Raw genomic sequence first — 12,652 nt, forward strand, 5'->3', positions numbered from 1 at the left:
GTTACTGGGCGGTGCTGGGTTGCGCGGCCGGGGCCGCCGGCGCGGTGGTCGCGGCCGGCGCCGGCAGCGACGCCGCCGGCTGTCCGGGCTCCGGCTTCGCCTCCGGATCGCGGAAGTAGCGGAAGAACTCGGACTGCGGCGACAGCACCATCGTCGTCCCGGTGTTATCGAGCGCCGTGCCATACGCATTCATCGAGCGATAGAACTCGAAGAAGGCCGGATCGCGCTTGTAGGCGTCGGCGAAGGTCGCGGCGCGCTGCGCCTCGCCCTCGCCGCGCAGGATTTCCGAATCCTTCTGCGCCTCGGCAACGGTCTCGACCACTTCGCGGTCGGCCCGCGCCCGGATGGTCTGCGCCGCCACGTTGCCTTGCGCCCTCAGCCGCTCGGCTTCGGCCAGGCGCTCGGCCTTCATGCGGTCGTAGGTCTGCTGCGAGACCTCCGCAGTGAGATCGGTCCGGCGGATACGCACATCTTCGACGTCGAGACCGAGCGAGGTCGCGTCCGGACGCAACTGGTCGCGCACCTCGCGCATCATGTTGCCGCGCTCTTCCGAAAGCGCGGCCTCGAAGTCGCGCAGGCCGTAGACGCGGCGCAGCGCCGCATCGAGACGCGTTCTGAGACGGGCCTCGGCGAGTTCGATCTGCCCGGACACTGCCGCGCGGAAGGTGCGCGGGTCCGAGACGCGGTAGGCGATGAAGGCGTCGACCTCGTAGAACTTGCCGCCGGAAACCTGGACGCGGATGTCGTCGAGATCCAGGCGCATCACCCGCTTTTCGATCATTTGCACGCTGTCGGCATCGAAGAAGGCGAACGGCGCCTTGAAGTAGACCCCGGGTTCGTTCTTGACATCGATGATCTCGCCGAACCTCAGCACGATCGCCTGCTGGCCGGCATTGACCACGAAGATGGAAGAGTAAAGCAGGAACAACAGGACAGCCGCAATGACGGCGATGATGGGAAGACGGCTGGCCATTACTGGTTACCTCCCGTCGTGGTGCCCAGCGGGGCCGGCGCCGGCGACGCCTTCGGCTGCAATGCCGGCAGCGGCAGGTAGGGCAGCACGCCCTGACCGTTGCCCTGCTCGACGACGACCTTGTTGGAGTCTTTCAGAATCTTCTCCATGGTTTCGAGATAGAGCCGCTTGCGCGTCACGTCGGGAGCCTTGGCATATTCGTTGTAGACGGAGATGAAGCGCTTCGCCTCGCCTTCCGCCTCCTGCATGACGCGGTTCTTGTAGGCGGTCGCGTCTTCGCGGATCTGCGCCGCCTCGCCTCGCGCCTGGCCGAGCTTTTGGTTGGAATACTGGTTGGCCTGCGCGACGAATTTGTCCTGATCCTGCTCGGCGCGTTGCACCTCGTCGAAGGCATCGGCCACCTCGCGCGGCGGCGCGGCGTCTTCGATCGAGACTGCATTGACCTGCAGGCCAGTCTTATAGCGATCGAGCGTATCCTGGATGATCTCGCGCACGGAGGTTGCGATACCTTGGCGATCGTCGCGGAAGATGTCGAAGGCCGGGCGCCGGCCAACGACTTCGCGCATCGCGCTCTCGGCGACCTGCGCCAGCATGCCGTCGGGATCGGAAACGTCGAAAAGATAGGCCTTGGGATCGGAAACCTGGTAGGCCACCGAGAACTGCACGTTGACGATGTTCTGGTCGCCGGAAAGCATCAGCCCGGAGCCGCTGCTCGCGCCGCCGCCGACGCTGACCAACTGTTCGGAGATCTTGACCGTCTCGACCGTTTCGACCGGCCACCAATGGAAATGCAGGCCGGGCTCCGAAAGCTCGGCCTTCGGCTTACCGAAGCGCAACTCGACCGCGACTTCATCAGGCTGCACGGTGTAGATCGCCTTGAACGCCCACAGCACGATCAGCACCAGCGCGATCAGCCCCAGCACCGCGGGGCTGGCGCCGCCGCCGCCCGGAAGCGCGCGCCGCAGCCGATCCTGGCCGCGACGGATGATGTCTTCGAGATCGGGAGGTGAGCCTTGCGGGCCGCTCGGCCCTTTCGGTCCCTGCCCCCAGGGCCCCTGATTGCCGCCGCCGCCCCATGGGCCGCCGCCACCGCTCTTGTCGTTCCAGGGCATGAATGTCCTTTCGCTTCGGTTCCCTCAGGCCTTACGGCGCAATCCTAGCGCATGACCCCGAACCGGAAGTTCGGAAAGGATCATGCGCCAAATCAAAGTTTTACAGCGTCCTTTTTGCGCGTCCGGCTGGACGCGCGGCGCTGTAACGTCGTTCATCTATAGGGACGCCGTGGCACGCTTTCAACGCGATGTGCCACCGCAACCGTCCGATTTGGCTTGGCAGCGACCGTTTGTCGTCGTCAATCAGCGTCGCGACGGCGTTCGTAGACGATGTATCGCGTCGCGTGGCTGTCTTTCTCGCCGGCCGGAAAATCGTCCGAGCGCACCACCTGCCAGACCTTTGGATCGATCGGCGGGAAATGCGCATCGCCATCGACTTTGGCCAGAACATGCGTGACATGCAGCCGGTCGGCGCTTGGCAAAGCCTGCGCATAGATTTCGCCGCCGCCGACGATGCAAATCTCTTCGGCACCTGCCATGCAGCGGCCGCGCACCTTGGCCAGCGCTATCGCATCGTTCAGCGAATGAGCGACCTCGATGCCTTCGGTGCGCCAGGCCTTGTCGCGCGTCACCACGATGTTAAGCCTGCCGGGCAGCGGCCGGCCGATGCCTTCATAGGTCTTGCGCCCCATGATGATCGGCTTGCCCATCGTGTCGGCCTTGAAGCGCTTGAGGTCGCTGGAAAGCCGCCACGGCAGGCCGCCCTCGCGCCCGATCACGCCGTTTTCGGCGATGGCGACATAGATCGCGATGTCCATCAGCCGCCGTTCCCGCCATTGTCCGACGGCTCGAGCAACAGGATGTCGATGTCATGCTCGGGATAGAAATCCTTGGCGGTCATCTCGAATGTGGTGGGCCCGATTTTTTTGACATTGTCGCCGCAGAACGAGATCAGGGCTTTCGCATTGCCCTTGTCGACGGTCAGCTTGAAGTTGCCGATCGTGCCTGCCGCCCAGTTGCCGCCGGTGGTCAGGATATAGGCGATGCGGCTCTCATAGTATCTCGGATATCCGTCGGCATTGTCCTTGGCCGCCTTGCGCACCGCGTTCTCGAACGCGTCGTCCATGCAATAGCGGGTCTTGTAGGTGCTGTATTGCGGATCCTGGAACTTGCCTTCCGAGAAGAAGCTGACCGAGGAGGTGCCGCCGACGCTCGGTTTGTAGCGGTGCGAGACCTGCACGTCCTTGTTGGCCGGGAAGGTCGAACGCCACCAATAGGTCGAGCGCAGTTGCCAGAACGGCGTGTAGGCCGGCGCGGCGCCCTGGCTGGTATCCGACTCCGGATCTTCGATGACGATGCCGCGGCTCTCCCAATCGGTGAGGACCGCCTTCGGCAGCTTCGCCAGCGCCGCCTTGGCGGCGTCGCCGAACGGGTTGAACGGCACGTTCTGCGCCTTCAGGTCGGCGCTGACGTCGATGCCCAGCGCAAACACCTTCTGCTCGAGCTGCGGCTTTGCCGCGACGCCGTCGATCGTCAGCTCGAAACCGAGAAAATTGTCGCTCTGGTTCTCGGGGATCGCCGGCATTTCCTCCGGATCGCCCGAAATGTCGGGCAATGGGAAAGCGACGATCGCGTCGACATCCTTGTCGGTGTTGTTGTGGAAGACGTAGTCGACAGTGACCTTTTCCGGCGAGATGAAGAGGTCCTCGCTCTGCATCGCCACCGCGTCGCTGCGCGACAGGATCAGGCCGCCTGTGCCGAGCTCGGCGGTGGAATCATTGGCAAAAGCCGGCGCGGCCAGCATGGCGAGCGCTGCGGTCAGGACAGTGCGAAACATGGATCCCCCTCTCGACGGCGTACCGGTATGAACCGGACGCCGTCTTCATCTACCCGTTTCAATGTAGCGTTTCAAAGCCCTTCGCAACCGGATAGCGGGACTTCTGGACAGCGCGCCGCCGATCGGGCAGGAGATCGCCATGCGCAAGCTTCTCGTCATCGGCATCGGCGCCGGCAATCCCGAACACATGACTGTCCAGGCCATCAACGGCCTGAACCGCGCCGACGTGCTGTTCATCCCCGATAAGGGCGCCAAAAAGAACGATCTCGCCGAATTGCGGCGTCAGATCTGCGACCGCTTCGTCACCAACCCGAAATCGCGCCGGGTCGAGTTCGACGTGCCGGTGCGGGCGGAGCCGACATCGTCCTACCGCTCGACAGTCGACGACTGGCACGAGGCGATCGCGGAGATCTATGAAAGCCTGATCCGCGACGAGCTTGCCGAACACGGCTGCGGCGCGTTCCTGATCTGGGGCGATCCGTCGCTCTACGACAGCGCGCTGCGCATCCTCGAACGCGTGCGGCAAAGGGACAACGTCCAATTCGAACTCGAAGTAATCCCCGGCATTACCGCCGTCCAGGCGCTTGCGGCGGCCCATGCGACCGCGCTCAATCGCATCGGCGATTCGATCCTCGTCACCACCGGCCGGCGCCTGACCGAGGAAGGCCTGCCCGAGAATGCCGGCTCGACCGTAGTCATGCTTGACGGCAAATGCGCCTTCAACACGCTGGCCGACAAGGACGTGCTTATACAATGGGGCGCGTATCTCGGCACGCCGGACGAAATCGTCATCTCCGGCCGGGTCAGCGAGGTAGGCGCCGAGATTGAGAAAGTCCGCGAGGAAGCCCGGCACAAGAAGGGCTGGATCATGGACACGTATTTGCTACGCAAGCCGGGCGAGCCTGAGGAATAGGCACCTCACCCCGCATCAATCTCCGCCTGCAAAGCCTGCATATGCACGGCCGCGGCCGAAGCGGCAGCCCGCTCGATCGCCCTGAAGCGGCTGACCACCGCCAGACCGACCGACGTCAGTTGCGCGCCGCCGCCCTTGCGGCCGCCCGTCTGCGCCGAAACCAGCGGCTTGCCGAACACCCGGTTCATGTCCTCGACCAGGTCCCAGGCGTGCTTGTAGGACATCTCCATGCCGCGCGCCGCGGCCGAGATCGAGCCGAAGGCGGCGATCTGCTCCAGAAGCTCGATCTTGCCCGGACCGATCCGGCCGTCGGGGTCGAGATTTATCCGCAGGCTGAGCGACGGCATTTCATCTCCTCGGATTTACAGCGCGATAGTAACCCCTGCCGGGAAAGAGCGCTATTCCAAATGCACATAGCGATATAACGGCATTCCTCAAACGCCTACCTCCGCCGGCAGGCCGGCGCCGGTGTTGGCCCGGTCGAAGCTCACCGTCTTGATGACCGCGAACACCTTGCTCCCCAGCTTCAGCTGGAGTCCCTGCCGCGACTGTTCGGTGATCCGCGCAATGACAACCGCGCCGTCGCAGTCGATGCCGATCTCGACCTCCGGCCCCTCGCCCGGCTTCATGCTGACGATCGTGCCCGGCAGGATGTTGAGCGCGCTGAGGCCGGTGGGCTTCTCGGTGGCGACCATCACGTCGCGGGCGCGGATGCGCAGCCGGATTGGCGCCCCGACCGCCCTTGCCAGCTTCGACACGCGGATCTCGCCGGCCCGCGCGCCAAGCACTGTCATGCCAAACGCCTCGTCATGGCGCAGAACCTTGGCGTCGAGCACCGCGCCGCCCTCACCCCGCTCCTCCGCCGGCAACAGGTCGAGCCGCTGCATGATCGCCTCGGTCGGGCCGGCTGCCACGACCTTGCCTTGCGCCAGCACCACGACGTCGCTCGCCAGCCGCGCCACTTCGGCGACGGAATGGCTGACATAGACGATCGGAAGCTTGGTCTCGTCGCGCAGCCGCTCGATATAGGGTAGGATCTCGGCCTTGCGGGCTTCGTCCAGCGAAGCCAGCGGCTCGTCCATCAAGAGCAATTTCGGGCTGGCGAGCAGCGCGCGGCCGATCGCCACGCGCTGCTTTTCGCCACCCGACAGCTTCGCCGGCCGCCGGTTGAGCAATTGCCCGATGCCGAGCAGGTCGACCACGGCGTCGATATTGGCGTAACGCTCGGCCGGCGGCGTGAACCAGAGGCCGTAGCGCAGATTGGCGGCGACACTCATATGCGGGAACAGCCGCGCATCCTGGAACACCATGCCGATCCGCCGCTTATGCACCGGCACGAAGATACCGGCTTGCGTGTCGACCAGCACCCGCCCGTCGACCGTGATGCGGCCCTTGTCGGGCCGGATCAAGCCGGCGATCAGGTTGATCAGCGTCGACTTGCCCGAACCCGAAGGCCCGAACAGCGCAGTCAGCCGGCCGGCGCTGTCGAATTTGGCTTCGAGGACGAAATCTCCCAGACGATGGCTTATATCGACCGCGAGCGTCATTCGATATCCATCCGCCTGCCGACGCGCCGCGCCAGCACTTCAGAAGCAACGAGTGCCGCCATCGAGATGATGATGGAGATCAGCGTGAGCCTCAGAGCGCCCTCGTCGCCACCGGGCACCTGGGTGAAGGTGTAGATCGCCGACGGCAGCGTCTGCGTCTCGTTGGGGATGTTGGAGACGAAGGTGATGGTGGCGCCGAACTCGCCCATCGCCTTGGCGAAGGCAAGGATCGCGCCGGCAATCAGCCCGGGCAGGATCAGGGGCAGCGTGACGGTGGCAAACACCCAGAGCCGATTGGCGCCGAGCGTGCCGGCGGCCGCCTCCAGCTTGCGGTCGACCGCCTCGATCGACAGCCGGATGGCTCGTACCATCAGCGGAAAGCCCATGACGCCGCAGGCGAGAGCCGCGCCCGTCCAGCGGAACGAAAAGACGATGCCGAAATGCTCGGCGAGAAAGGCACCGGCCGGTCCGCGCCTGCCGAAGGTCAGCAGGAGCAGATAGCCGGTGACGACGGGAGGCAGGATCAACGGCAGGTGCACCACGCCGTTAAGCAGTGTCTTGCCCCAGAAGCGCCCTCGCGCGAGCAGGAGCGCGATCAGGATGCCGGGTGGCAGGCTGAAAACCATCGCCACCAATGCCACCTTGATGGACAGCCGGACCGCATTCCATTCGTCGGGAGTGAGGTCCAGCAGCCAATCCATAATGCGATTGTCTAAGCTTCTTGCTTATTTCTTCTTAAGGACGGTGAAGCCCTGTTCCTTGAAGATCTTCGCGGCGGCCGGCGATTCCACGCATTTCAGGAAGGCAGGCGCATCTTTGTCCTTGGAATCCGCGGTCTGCGCGATCGGGTAGATGATCGGCGGATGCGAATCCTCCGGGAAGGTGCCGACGACCTTGACCGTCTTGTCGGCCTTGGCGTCCGTCGCATAGACGATGCCGAGCGGCGCTTCGCCGGTCGAAACCAGCTTCAGCGCGGCTCGCACATTCTCGGCCTGCGCGACCTTGCCTTCGACCGACGACCAGACGCCGAGGGCGTCCAGGGAGGCCTTGCCGTATTTGCCGGCCGGCACCGCCTTGACATCGGCCATGGCGAGCTTGCCGTCGCCGACGAGCTTGGCGAGATCGAAGCCCTTCTCGATCTTGACCTTGGCCTTCGAGTCCTTCGGCGCCACCAGCACGATCTGGTTGCCGAGCAGCTGCACTTCGGTCTCCGGCTTGGTCAGCTTCTTGTCGGAAAGGTACTTCATCCAATCGAGGTCGGCCGAAACGAAGACATCGGCCGGCGCGCCGCCCTCGATCTGCTTGGCCAGCGCCGAGCTTGCCGCATAGGAGATGGTGGCGGCTTCGCCGACCTTCTTCTCGCAGGCCTTGTTGACCGCATCGAGCGCGTCCTTGAGGCTCGCGGCCGCGAACACAGTCACCTTGCTGTCGTCGGCATGCGCCGGCACGGCAGCCATCAGCATCGCGGTCAAACCGCCCATGGCGATTGCCTTCAACCCAAAACCCTTGCCCGTCATGAAACACTCTCCCTGGTTTCTCAAAAATTCGTACGGCCCAAAGCCTTGGTCCGATATATCCGCATGAACATAACAAGGGAAGGCCCGCCGCCGCTTGAAACGCTTGTCGAGATCGCCCCTCCTCGTGCGGCGTGGCATCAGGCGATTGTTCTGATAAGAGGATGCCCCAAACAACCGGAAAGGAAAGCATCCATGAAGATCAGCGCCCGCAACATCCTCAAGGGTAAGGTCACCGAAATCGTCAAGGGAGCCACCACCTCGCATGTGCGGATCGACATCGGCGGCGGCGTCATCGTCACCGCATCGATCACCAACGAGGCGGTTGCCGACCTGGCGCTCGAAAAGGGCAAGCAGGCCTATGCGGTGATCAAGGCCTCCGACGTTATGGTCGGCATCGACTGAACCGGCATCCGGCATGGTCCGCGAGAACGAGATCAGGCCGGGCGAAGTCGCCGTGGCTCCACCGCAGGCGACCGATGCCGGCCTGGTCTTCGTCGGCTTGATCCGCACGCCATGGACCTCGCGACTGGTCACGCCGCGCCAAGGCCGGGCCGACGGCCCGGTCTGCCGCCTCGAAATCTTTCAGCCATGGCGGCAGGCGCTCAGCGGCGTCGACCAATTCGAGCGCCTGGAAGTGCTCTACTGGCTGCATTTGTCGCGTCGCGACCTGGTGATGCAGAGCCCGGCCAATGACGGCACGGCGCGAGGCACCTTTGCGCTCCGCTCGCCGGTGCGGCCGAACCCGATCGGCACCTCGATCGCGACCTTCGTCGGCATCGAGGACGGCACGCTGCTTGTGCGCGGGCTCGACTGCGTCGACGGCACGCCGCTGCTCGACATCAAGCCCGACCGCACCCTGTTCAAGCCGATCGCGCCGCCGCAGGCGGGTGATTTCGAGACGGGTTAGCTACGCGGCCTAGGTTTGTCGAGATTCAGGTCAGGCCGAGCCGAGAATGGTGGCGTTCGAGAACCGGAGCGGAGCGTACTTACAGTACGTGAGCACCGGAAGCGCAGAACGTCGCCGTTCGCAGGCCGGGCTCACCTGAATATCGACAAACCTAAACGGCGATCGGCGCCTTGATGTTCGCATCCGCAAAGTAGTTTTCGAGGCGGAAATCCTCGAAGCGGAAGGCGAAAAGATCCTTCACCTCCGGATTGATCCACATCGTCGGCAGCGCCTTCGGTGTGCGCCGCATCTGCTCGCGCGCCTGCTCGAAATGGTTCGAATAAAGATGCGCGTCGCCCAGCGTGTGGACGAAATCGCCCGGCTTCAGCCCGGTGACCTGCGCCACCATCAGCGTCAACAGCGCGTAGGACGCGATGTTGAACGGCACGCCGAGGAAAATGTCGGCCGAACGCTGGTAGAGCTGGCAGGACAGCCGGCCTTCCGAGACATAGAACTGGAACAGGCAGTGGCAGGGCGGCAGAGCCATCGCCTCGACCTCGGCTGGGTTCCAGGCTGACACGATCAGCCGGCGCGAATTAGGATTCCTGCGTATCTCCTTCAAAAGATTCGCGATCTGGTCGATCTCGCCGCCATGACCATCCGGCCATGAGCGCCACTGCTTGCCGTAGACCGGGCCGAGATCGCCGTTCTCGTCGGCCCACTCGTCCCAGATGCTGACGCCATTGTCGTTGAGATACTTGATGTTGGTATCGCCGGCCAGGAACCACAATAGCTCATGGATGATCGACTTCAGATGCAGCTTCTTGGTAGTGGTGACTGGGAAGCCACGCGACAGGTCGAAGCGCATCTGATAGCCGAACACCGAGCGCGTGCCAGTGCCGGTGCGGTCGCCGCGATCGACGCCGCTCTCCAGCACATGCTTCAACAGGTCGAGATATTGGCGCATCGGCTCCGCCTCGATTCGGGCTTTCAGCCAATCATAGCCGACTGGTCGGCATTCGAACACCGAATAGCCCGCGGCAGGTGTGGATCGTGACGCAAACTTCGGCACCGGCACTGCTTGGTGCCGGCGACCGAATGCTTTCGCGCTTCAGAGAGAACCCAGTTTGCCGAGATCCTTGGCGACCAGATAGTAAAAGGTCACGCGGCTCTTGGTGCTGTCGGCATGCATGGCCTTGCAGGTCTTCTCGATCGAGGCATTGGCCTTGGCCGCGTCGGCGACGCCAAGCTTCTTGCCGATCCAGTTTTCCCGGACGCGATCGAGTTCCTTCGGGTCGGTGCAGGACACCAGCGAGGAATCGCGGTTCCTGAGCGCAATGCCCAGATGCTTGACGATCTTGTCGACCGCGTCAGCGCTGGCGCCGGCATCGTATTTCTTCACATCCGCAAGATAGTCGGCCATCAAACTTCCCCTCCTCGGCGCCACCGATCCGATCGGTGAGGGTTGTGGCGCGCTACGCAACCTGTGCGCTAGGTCGAAGACTCCTCACCGGCAGGGAGCTTCGATTGAGTGCGCTCGCAAGTCAACCCTGCGCCGCACGCTTTGCCGCGGGGACAAGTGCCGGTTTGGCCTTTCTTTTTCCCTGATCGATCCCTATATTCGCTTCGTCGGCTTGACCGACTATGGCGATAAACAGGCGATGAAATAAGCCGTTCGGACCCGGGGGCGGTACCCGGCGCCTCCACCAAAAACCGCTCTGGATGACGGAGCGGCTTTTGCTGGGGGCGAAATAGGATCGACGAAGGTGTAAAGATCGTACTTTTGCCCGGCATTGTACCACCGTCATCGGGCTAAACTTATAGTTGCCAACGACAACTATGCGGAAGCTCGTCTCGCTGCTTAATGCGGCGCGAACGCTTCAAATCAAGTCCTAGCGGTTCGCACTTCTAGGCGGGGTTCGGAGGTACCTGGCAACAGAAACCTCCACTTTCCCCTTTGCTCTCCCATCAACCGAACGGCCAAGGTGTGCCCTGCGCTCTATGCGCGGCCTCGCCCTGCCGCTCGTCACCCCGGACAAGCCATGCAAAACGACAGCGATCGATTTTTCGTGCTGACCGGCGGCCCCGGCTCCGGCAAGACGACGCTGATCGAAGCGCTCAAAGCGAAGGGCTTCGCGACCGCGCCCGAGGCCGGACGCGGCATCATCCGCGACCAGACGGCGATCGGCGGGTCTGCCCTGCCCTGGCAGGATCGTGCACTGTTTGCCGAGCTGATGTTGTCGTGGGAACTGCGCTCCTGGCATGCCGCGCAGGCCGAGCCCGGCCCGGTCTTCTTCGACCGCGGCGTCGCCGATACGATCGGCTATCTCAGGCTTTGCGGCCTGCCGGTGCCCGATCACATCAAGAGCGCGGAGAAATTCCGCTACGCGCGCCGCGTCTTTGTCGCGCCACCCTGGCCAGAAATCTTCACCCAGGACGAGGAGCGCAAGCAGACGCTTGACGAAGCCGAGCGCACCTTTCTGTCGGTAACTGGTGTCTATACCGAACTCGGCTATGAGTTGGTGCCCCTGCCCCTCGCTCCGTTCGAGGAGCGGGTGGGCTTCGTCCTCGATCGGGCCGGTTTGCAACAGACATGAAAAAGGCCGGACAAGCCGGCCTTTTCCAATGCTTTGATCCGCCTCATTCCGCCGGCGCTTCGACCGCTTCCCGGGAGCGGCCGAGCGTGAGCTTGGCCAGCGTGAAGGAGATCACCGCGCAGAGCGTGATGCCGGCGACCATCGGCAGCGGCGTGCCGTCGAAGAAGATGCCGGCGACGCCCATCGCCAGCGCGCCGATGGCGAAGTGCAGCGTGCCCATCAGCGCAGACGCCGTGCCGGCGATCTCGCCATGCTCTTCCATCGCCAGCACCGAGGTGGTCGGGATGACGAGGCCGAGGAAGCCGTAGCCGACGAAGAGCAGCGCCGCCATCACGTCGAGCCGGTCGACGCCCGAAGCCATGATCGCGAACAGCGCCACCATCACCGTCGCATAGCCGGTGACCGCCACCCACACGACGCGCTTCAGGCCAAAACGGTCGGCCAGCATTCCGGTCAGCTGCGACATGCCGATGAAGGCGACCGCGTTGATCGAGAAGAACACGCTGTAGACCGACGGCGACAGGCCGTAATGGTCGATCAGGATGAAGGACGAGCTCGACAGATAGACGAAGAAGCTGGCGATGCCGAAGCCCGCGATCGCCACCAGGCCGAGAAAATTGAGATCGCCCATCAAATGCCGATAGCCGGCCAAAGCCGTGCCGAAGGACGAGCCTGCGCGCTCCTCAGCCGACCGCGTTTCCTTAAGCGAGGTTGCGAGCAGGATGGCGGCCAAAGCCGCCGCGCCCGTTACCGTCCAGAACACGGCGCGCCAGCCGAAATTCTCGATGATCTGGCTGCCGGTCAGCGGCGCGAGAATGGGCGACACGGAGAACACCAGCATCAAGAGCGACATCAGCTTGGCGGCCTCGTTGCCGGTATGCAGGTCGCGCACGATGGCGCGCGGAATGGCCATGCCGGCGCTGGCGCCGAGCCCTTGCAGGAAGCGGAAGGCGATCAGCCATTCGATCGTCGGCGCCATCGCCGAGCCGACGCCGCCGACCATGAACAGCGCAAGGCCGGCATAGAGCGGCGCCTTGCGCCCGACCATGTCGGAGATCGGGCCGACGACGATCTGGCCGAACCCCATCGACAGAAAGAAGATCAAGAGGCTCATCTGCACGGCGGCCGTGCCGGCATGGAGATCCTGGCCGATCGAGGGCAGCGCGGGAAGATACATATCGATGGCGAACGGGCCGATTGCCGACAACAAGCCGAGCACGACCGCGATACGGAGGAATTTGGGACTCATGATAAAGGCTCTTTTCAAATCTGGTTTGCCGCCGCGAAGTCCGGCGTCTAAACCCAGGACGTTCCATCCCGTGGCAATCCG

Annotated in this window: 15 protein-coding genes and 1 other RNA gene; 5 read left to right on the forward strand and 11 right to left on the reverse strand. The window is 63.7% G+C overall.

What is annotated here, in order from left to right; translation table 11 throughout:
• Window position 1 precedes the first annotated feature (1 nt).
• From hflC to FJ988_RS18545, 4 genes are all read right to left on the reverse strand, one after another.
• Entirely contained in the window at window positions 2–973 is a 972-nt protein-coding gene (hflC, locus tag FJ988_RS18530) for a protease modulator HflC (RefSeq protein WP_140819786.1), read from the reverse strand.
• Complete coding sequence (gene hflK, locus FJ988_RS18535) at window positions 973–2,085, reverse strand: FtsH protease activity modulator HflK (protein ID WP_140819787.1); 1,113 nt, start codon at window positions 2,083–2,085, stop codon at window positions 973–975. Before hflK ends, hflC begins: the two co-directional genes overlap by 1 nt.
• 239 nt (window positions 2,086–2,324) lie before the next feature.
• Window positions 2,325–2,843, reverse strand: a complete 519-nt coding sequence (locus tag FJ988_RS18540) for a dihydrofolate reductase (RefSeq protein WP_140819788.1) — start codon at window positions 2,841–2,843, stop codon at window positions 2,325–2,327.
• Window positions 2,843–3,862, reverse strand: a complete 1,020-nt coding sequence (locus tag FJ988_RS18545; RefSeq protein WP_140819789.1) for a DUF4424 domain-containing protein — start codon at window positions 3,860–3,862, stop codon at window positions 2,843–2,845. Before FJ988_RS18545 ends, FJ988_RS18540 begins: the two co-directional genes overlap by 1 nt.
• A gap of 139 nt (window positions 3,863–4,001) precedes the next feature.
• On the opposite strand from FJ988_RS18545, the gene cobF reads away from it, so the two are divergent.
• Window positions 4,002–4,775 (forward strand): precorrin-6A synthase (deacetylating), encoded by a 774-nt coding sequence (gene cobF / locus FJ988_RS18550; RefSeq protein WP_140819790.1) that lies wholly within the window; start codon window positions 4,002–4,004, stop codon window positions 4,773–4,775.
• Between the two features lie 5 nt (window positions 4,776–4,780).
• Here the strand turns inward: cobF and FJ988_RS18555 are convergent, their stop codons facing one another.
• The 4 genes from FJ988_RS18555 to modA form a co-directional block, all read right to left on the reverse strand.
• Window positions 4,781–5,122 carry a winged helix-turn-helix domain-containing protein gene (locus tag FJ988_RS18555; RefSeq protein ID WP_140819791.1) on the reverse strand — a complete coding sequence of 114 codons (342 nt, stop codon included), beginning with the start codon at window positions 5,120–5,122 and terminating at the stop codon, window positions 4,781–4,783.
• An 87-nt stretch (window positions 5,123–5,209) separates the two neighbouring features.
• The gene (modC, locus tag FJ988_RS18560) at window positions 5,210–6,322 is read right to left on the reverse strand and encodes a molybdenum ABC transporter ATP-binding protein (protein ID WP_140819792.1); all 1,113 of its coding nucleotides are present in this window, start codon (window positions 6,320–6,322) and stop codon (window positions 5,210–5,212) included.
• Window positions 6,319–7,023 carry a molybdate ABC transporter permease subunit gene (modB, locus tag FJ988_RS18565; RefSeq protein ID WP_140819793.1) on the reverse strand — a complete coding sequence of 235 codons (705 nt, stop codon included), beginning with the start codon at window positions 7,021–7,023 and terminating at the stop codon, window positions 6,319–6,321. Before modB ends, modC begins: the two co-directional genes overlap by 4 nt.
• Window positions 7,024–7,047: 24 nt before the next feature.
• On the reverse strand, window positions 7,048–7,839 hold the full coding sequence (gene modA / locus FJ988_RS18570; RefSeq protein WP_140819794.1) for a molybdate ABC transporter substrate-binding protein: 792 nt from the start codon (window positions 7,837–7,839) through the stop codon (window positions 7,048–7,050).
• A gap of 192 nt (window positions 7,840–8,031) precedes the next feature.
• Here modA and FJ988_RS18575 point away from each other — a divergent pair, with 192 nt between their 5' ends.
• Both FJ988_RS18575 and tsaA read left to right on the forward strand, forming a co-directional pair.
• The gene (locus FJ988_RS18575; protein ID WP_027168771.1) at window positions 8,032–8,241 is read left to right on the forward strand and encodes a molybdopterin-binding protein; all 210 of its coding nucleotides are present in this window, start codon (window positions 8,032–8,034) and stop codon (window positions 8,239–8,241) included.
• Window positions 8,242–8,254: 13 nt separating this feature from the next.
• Window positions 8,255–8,746: a tRNA (N6-threonylcarbamoyladenosine(37)-N6)-methyltransferase TrmO gene (tsaA, locus tag FJ988_RS18580; RefSeq protein ID WP_140819795.1), complete on the forward strand. Its 492-nt coding sequence runs from the start codon at window positions 8,255–8,257 to the stop codon at window positions 8,744–8,746.
• A 151-nt stretch (window positions 8,747–8,897) separates the two neighbouring features.
• Here the strand turns inward: tsaA and FJ988_RS18585 are convergent, their stop codons facing one another.
• Both FJ988_RS18585 and FJ988_RS18590 read right to left on the reverse strand, forming a co-directional pair.
• Window positions 8,898–9,692, reverse strand: a complete 795-nt coding sequence (locus tag FJ988_RS18585) for a thymidylate synthase (protein WP_140819796.1) — start codon at window positions 9,690–9,692, stop codon at window positions 8,898–8,900.
• Window positions 9,693–9,836: 144 nt separating this feature from the next.
• A complete protein-coding gene (locus FJ988_RS18590; RefSeq protein ID WP_140819797.1) occupies window positions 9,837–10,148 on the reverse strand; it encodes a DUF2853 family protein in 312 nt (103 codons plus the stop codon).
• Between the two features lie 166 nt (window positions 10,149–10,314).
• Here FJ988_RS18590 and ssrA point away from each other — a divergent pair.
• Both ssrA and FJ988_RS18600 read left to right on the forward strand, forming a co-directional pair.
• Window positions 10,315–10,675: a transfer-messenger RNA gene (gene ssrA / locus FJ988_RS18595) on the forward strand.
• Window positions 10,676–10,767: 92 nt separating this feature from the next.
• Complete coding sequence (locus FJ988_RS18600) at window positions 10,768–11,322, forward strand: AAA family ATPase (RefSeq protein ID WP_140819798.1); 555 nt, start codon at window positions 10,768–10,770, stop codon at window positions 11,320–11,322.
• A gap of 43 nt (window positions 11,323–11,365) precedes the next feature.
• Here FJ988_RS18600 and FJ988_RS18605 read toward each other — a convergent pair whose 3' ends face one another.
• Entirely contained in the window at window positions 11,366–12,571 is a 1,206-nt protein-coding gene (locus FJ988_RS18605; RefSeq protein ID WP_140819799.1) for a multidrug effflux MFS transporter, read from the reverse strand.
• Window positions 12,572–12,652 lie beyond the last annotated feature (81 nt).

The organism is Mesorhizobium sp. CU3 (assembly GCF_006442965.1).
Taxonomy (GTDB): Bacteria; Pseudomonadota; Alphaproteobacteria; order Rhizobiales; family Rhizobiaceae; genus Mesorhizobium.

Excerpts from the sequence above, each read along its gene's own strand:
- FJ988_RS18600 (WP_140819798.1), top strand. The coding sequence starts at position 10,768 with ATGCAAAACGACAGCGATCGATTTTTCGTGCTGACCGGCGGCCCCGGC.
- modA (WP_140819794.1), bottom strand. The coding sequence starts at position 7,839 with ATGACGGGCAAGGGTTTTGGGTTGAAGGCAATCGCCATGGGCGGTTTG.
- hflC (WP_140819786.1), bottom strand. The coding sequence starts at position 973 with ATGGCCAGCCGTCTTCCCATCATCGCCGTCATTGCGGCTGTCCTGTTG.
- cobF (WP_140819790.1), top strand. The coding sequence starts at position 4,002 with ATGCGCAAGCTTCTCGTCATCGGCATCGGCGCCGGCAATCCCGAACAC.
- FJ988_RS18555 (WP_140819791.1), bottom strand. The coding sequence starts at position 5,122 with ATGCCGTCGCTCAGCCTGCGGATAAATCTCGACCCCGACGGCCGGATC.
- modC (WP_140819792.1), bottom strand. The coding sequence starts at position 6,322 with ATGACGCTCGCGGTCGATATAAGCCATCGTCTGGGAGATTTCGTCCTC.
- FJ988_RS18605 (WP_140819799.1), bottom strand. The coding sequence starts at position 12,571 with ATGAGTCCCAAATTCCTCCGTATCGCGGTCGTGCTCGGCTTGTTGTCG.
- FJ988_RS18540 (WP_140819788.1), bottom strand. The coding sequence starts at position 2,843 with ATGGACATCGCGATCTATGTCGCCATCGCCGAAAACGGCGTGATCGGG.
- tsaA (WP_140819795.1), top strand. The coding sequence starts at position 8,255 with ATGGTCCGCGAGAACGAGATCAGGCCGGGCGAAGTCGCCGTGGCTCCA.
- hflK (WP_140819787.1), bottom strand. The coding sequence starts at position 2,085 with ATGCCCTGGAACGACAAGAGCGGTGGCGGCGGCCCATGGGGCGGCGGC.
- FJ988_RS18590 (WP_140819797.1), bottom strand. The coding sequence starts at position 10,148 with ATGGCCGACTATCTTGCGGATGTGAAGAAATACGATGCCGGCGCCAGC.
- FJ988_RS18585 (WP_140819796.1), bottom strand. The coding sequence starts at position 9,692 with ATGCGCCAATATCTCGACCTGTTGAAGCATGTGCTGGAGAGCGGCGTC.
- modB (WP_140819793.1), bottom strand. The coding sequence starts at position 7,023 with ATGGATTGGCTGCTGGACCTCACTCCCGACGAATGGAATGCGGTCCGG.
- FJ988_RS18545 (WP_140819789.1), bottom strand. The coding sequence starts at position 3,862 with ATGTTTCGCACTGTCCTGACCGCAGCGCTCGCCATGCTGGCCGCGCCG.
- FJ988_RS18575 (WP_027168771.1), top strand. The coding sequence starts at position 8,032 with ATGAAGATCAGCGCCCGCAACATCCTCAAGGGTAAGGTCACCGAAATC.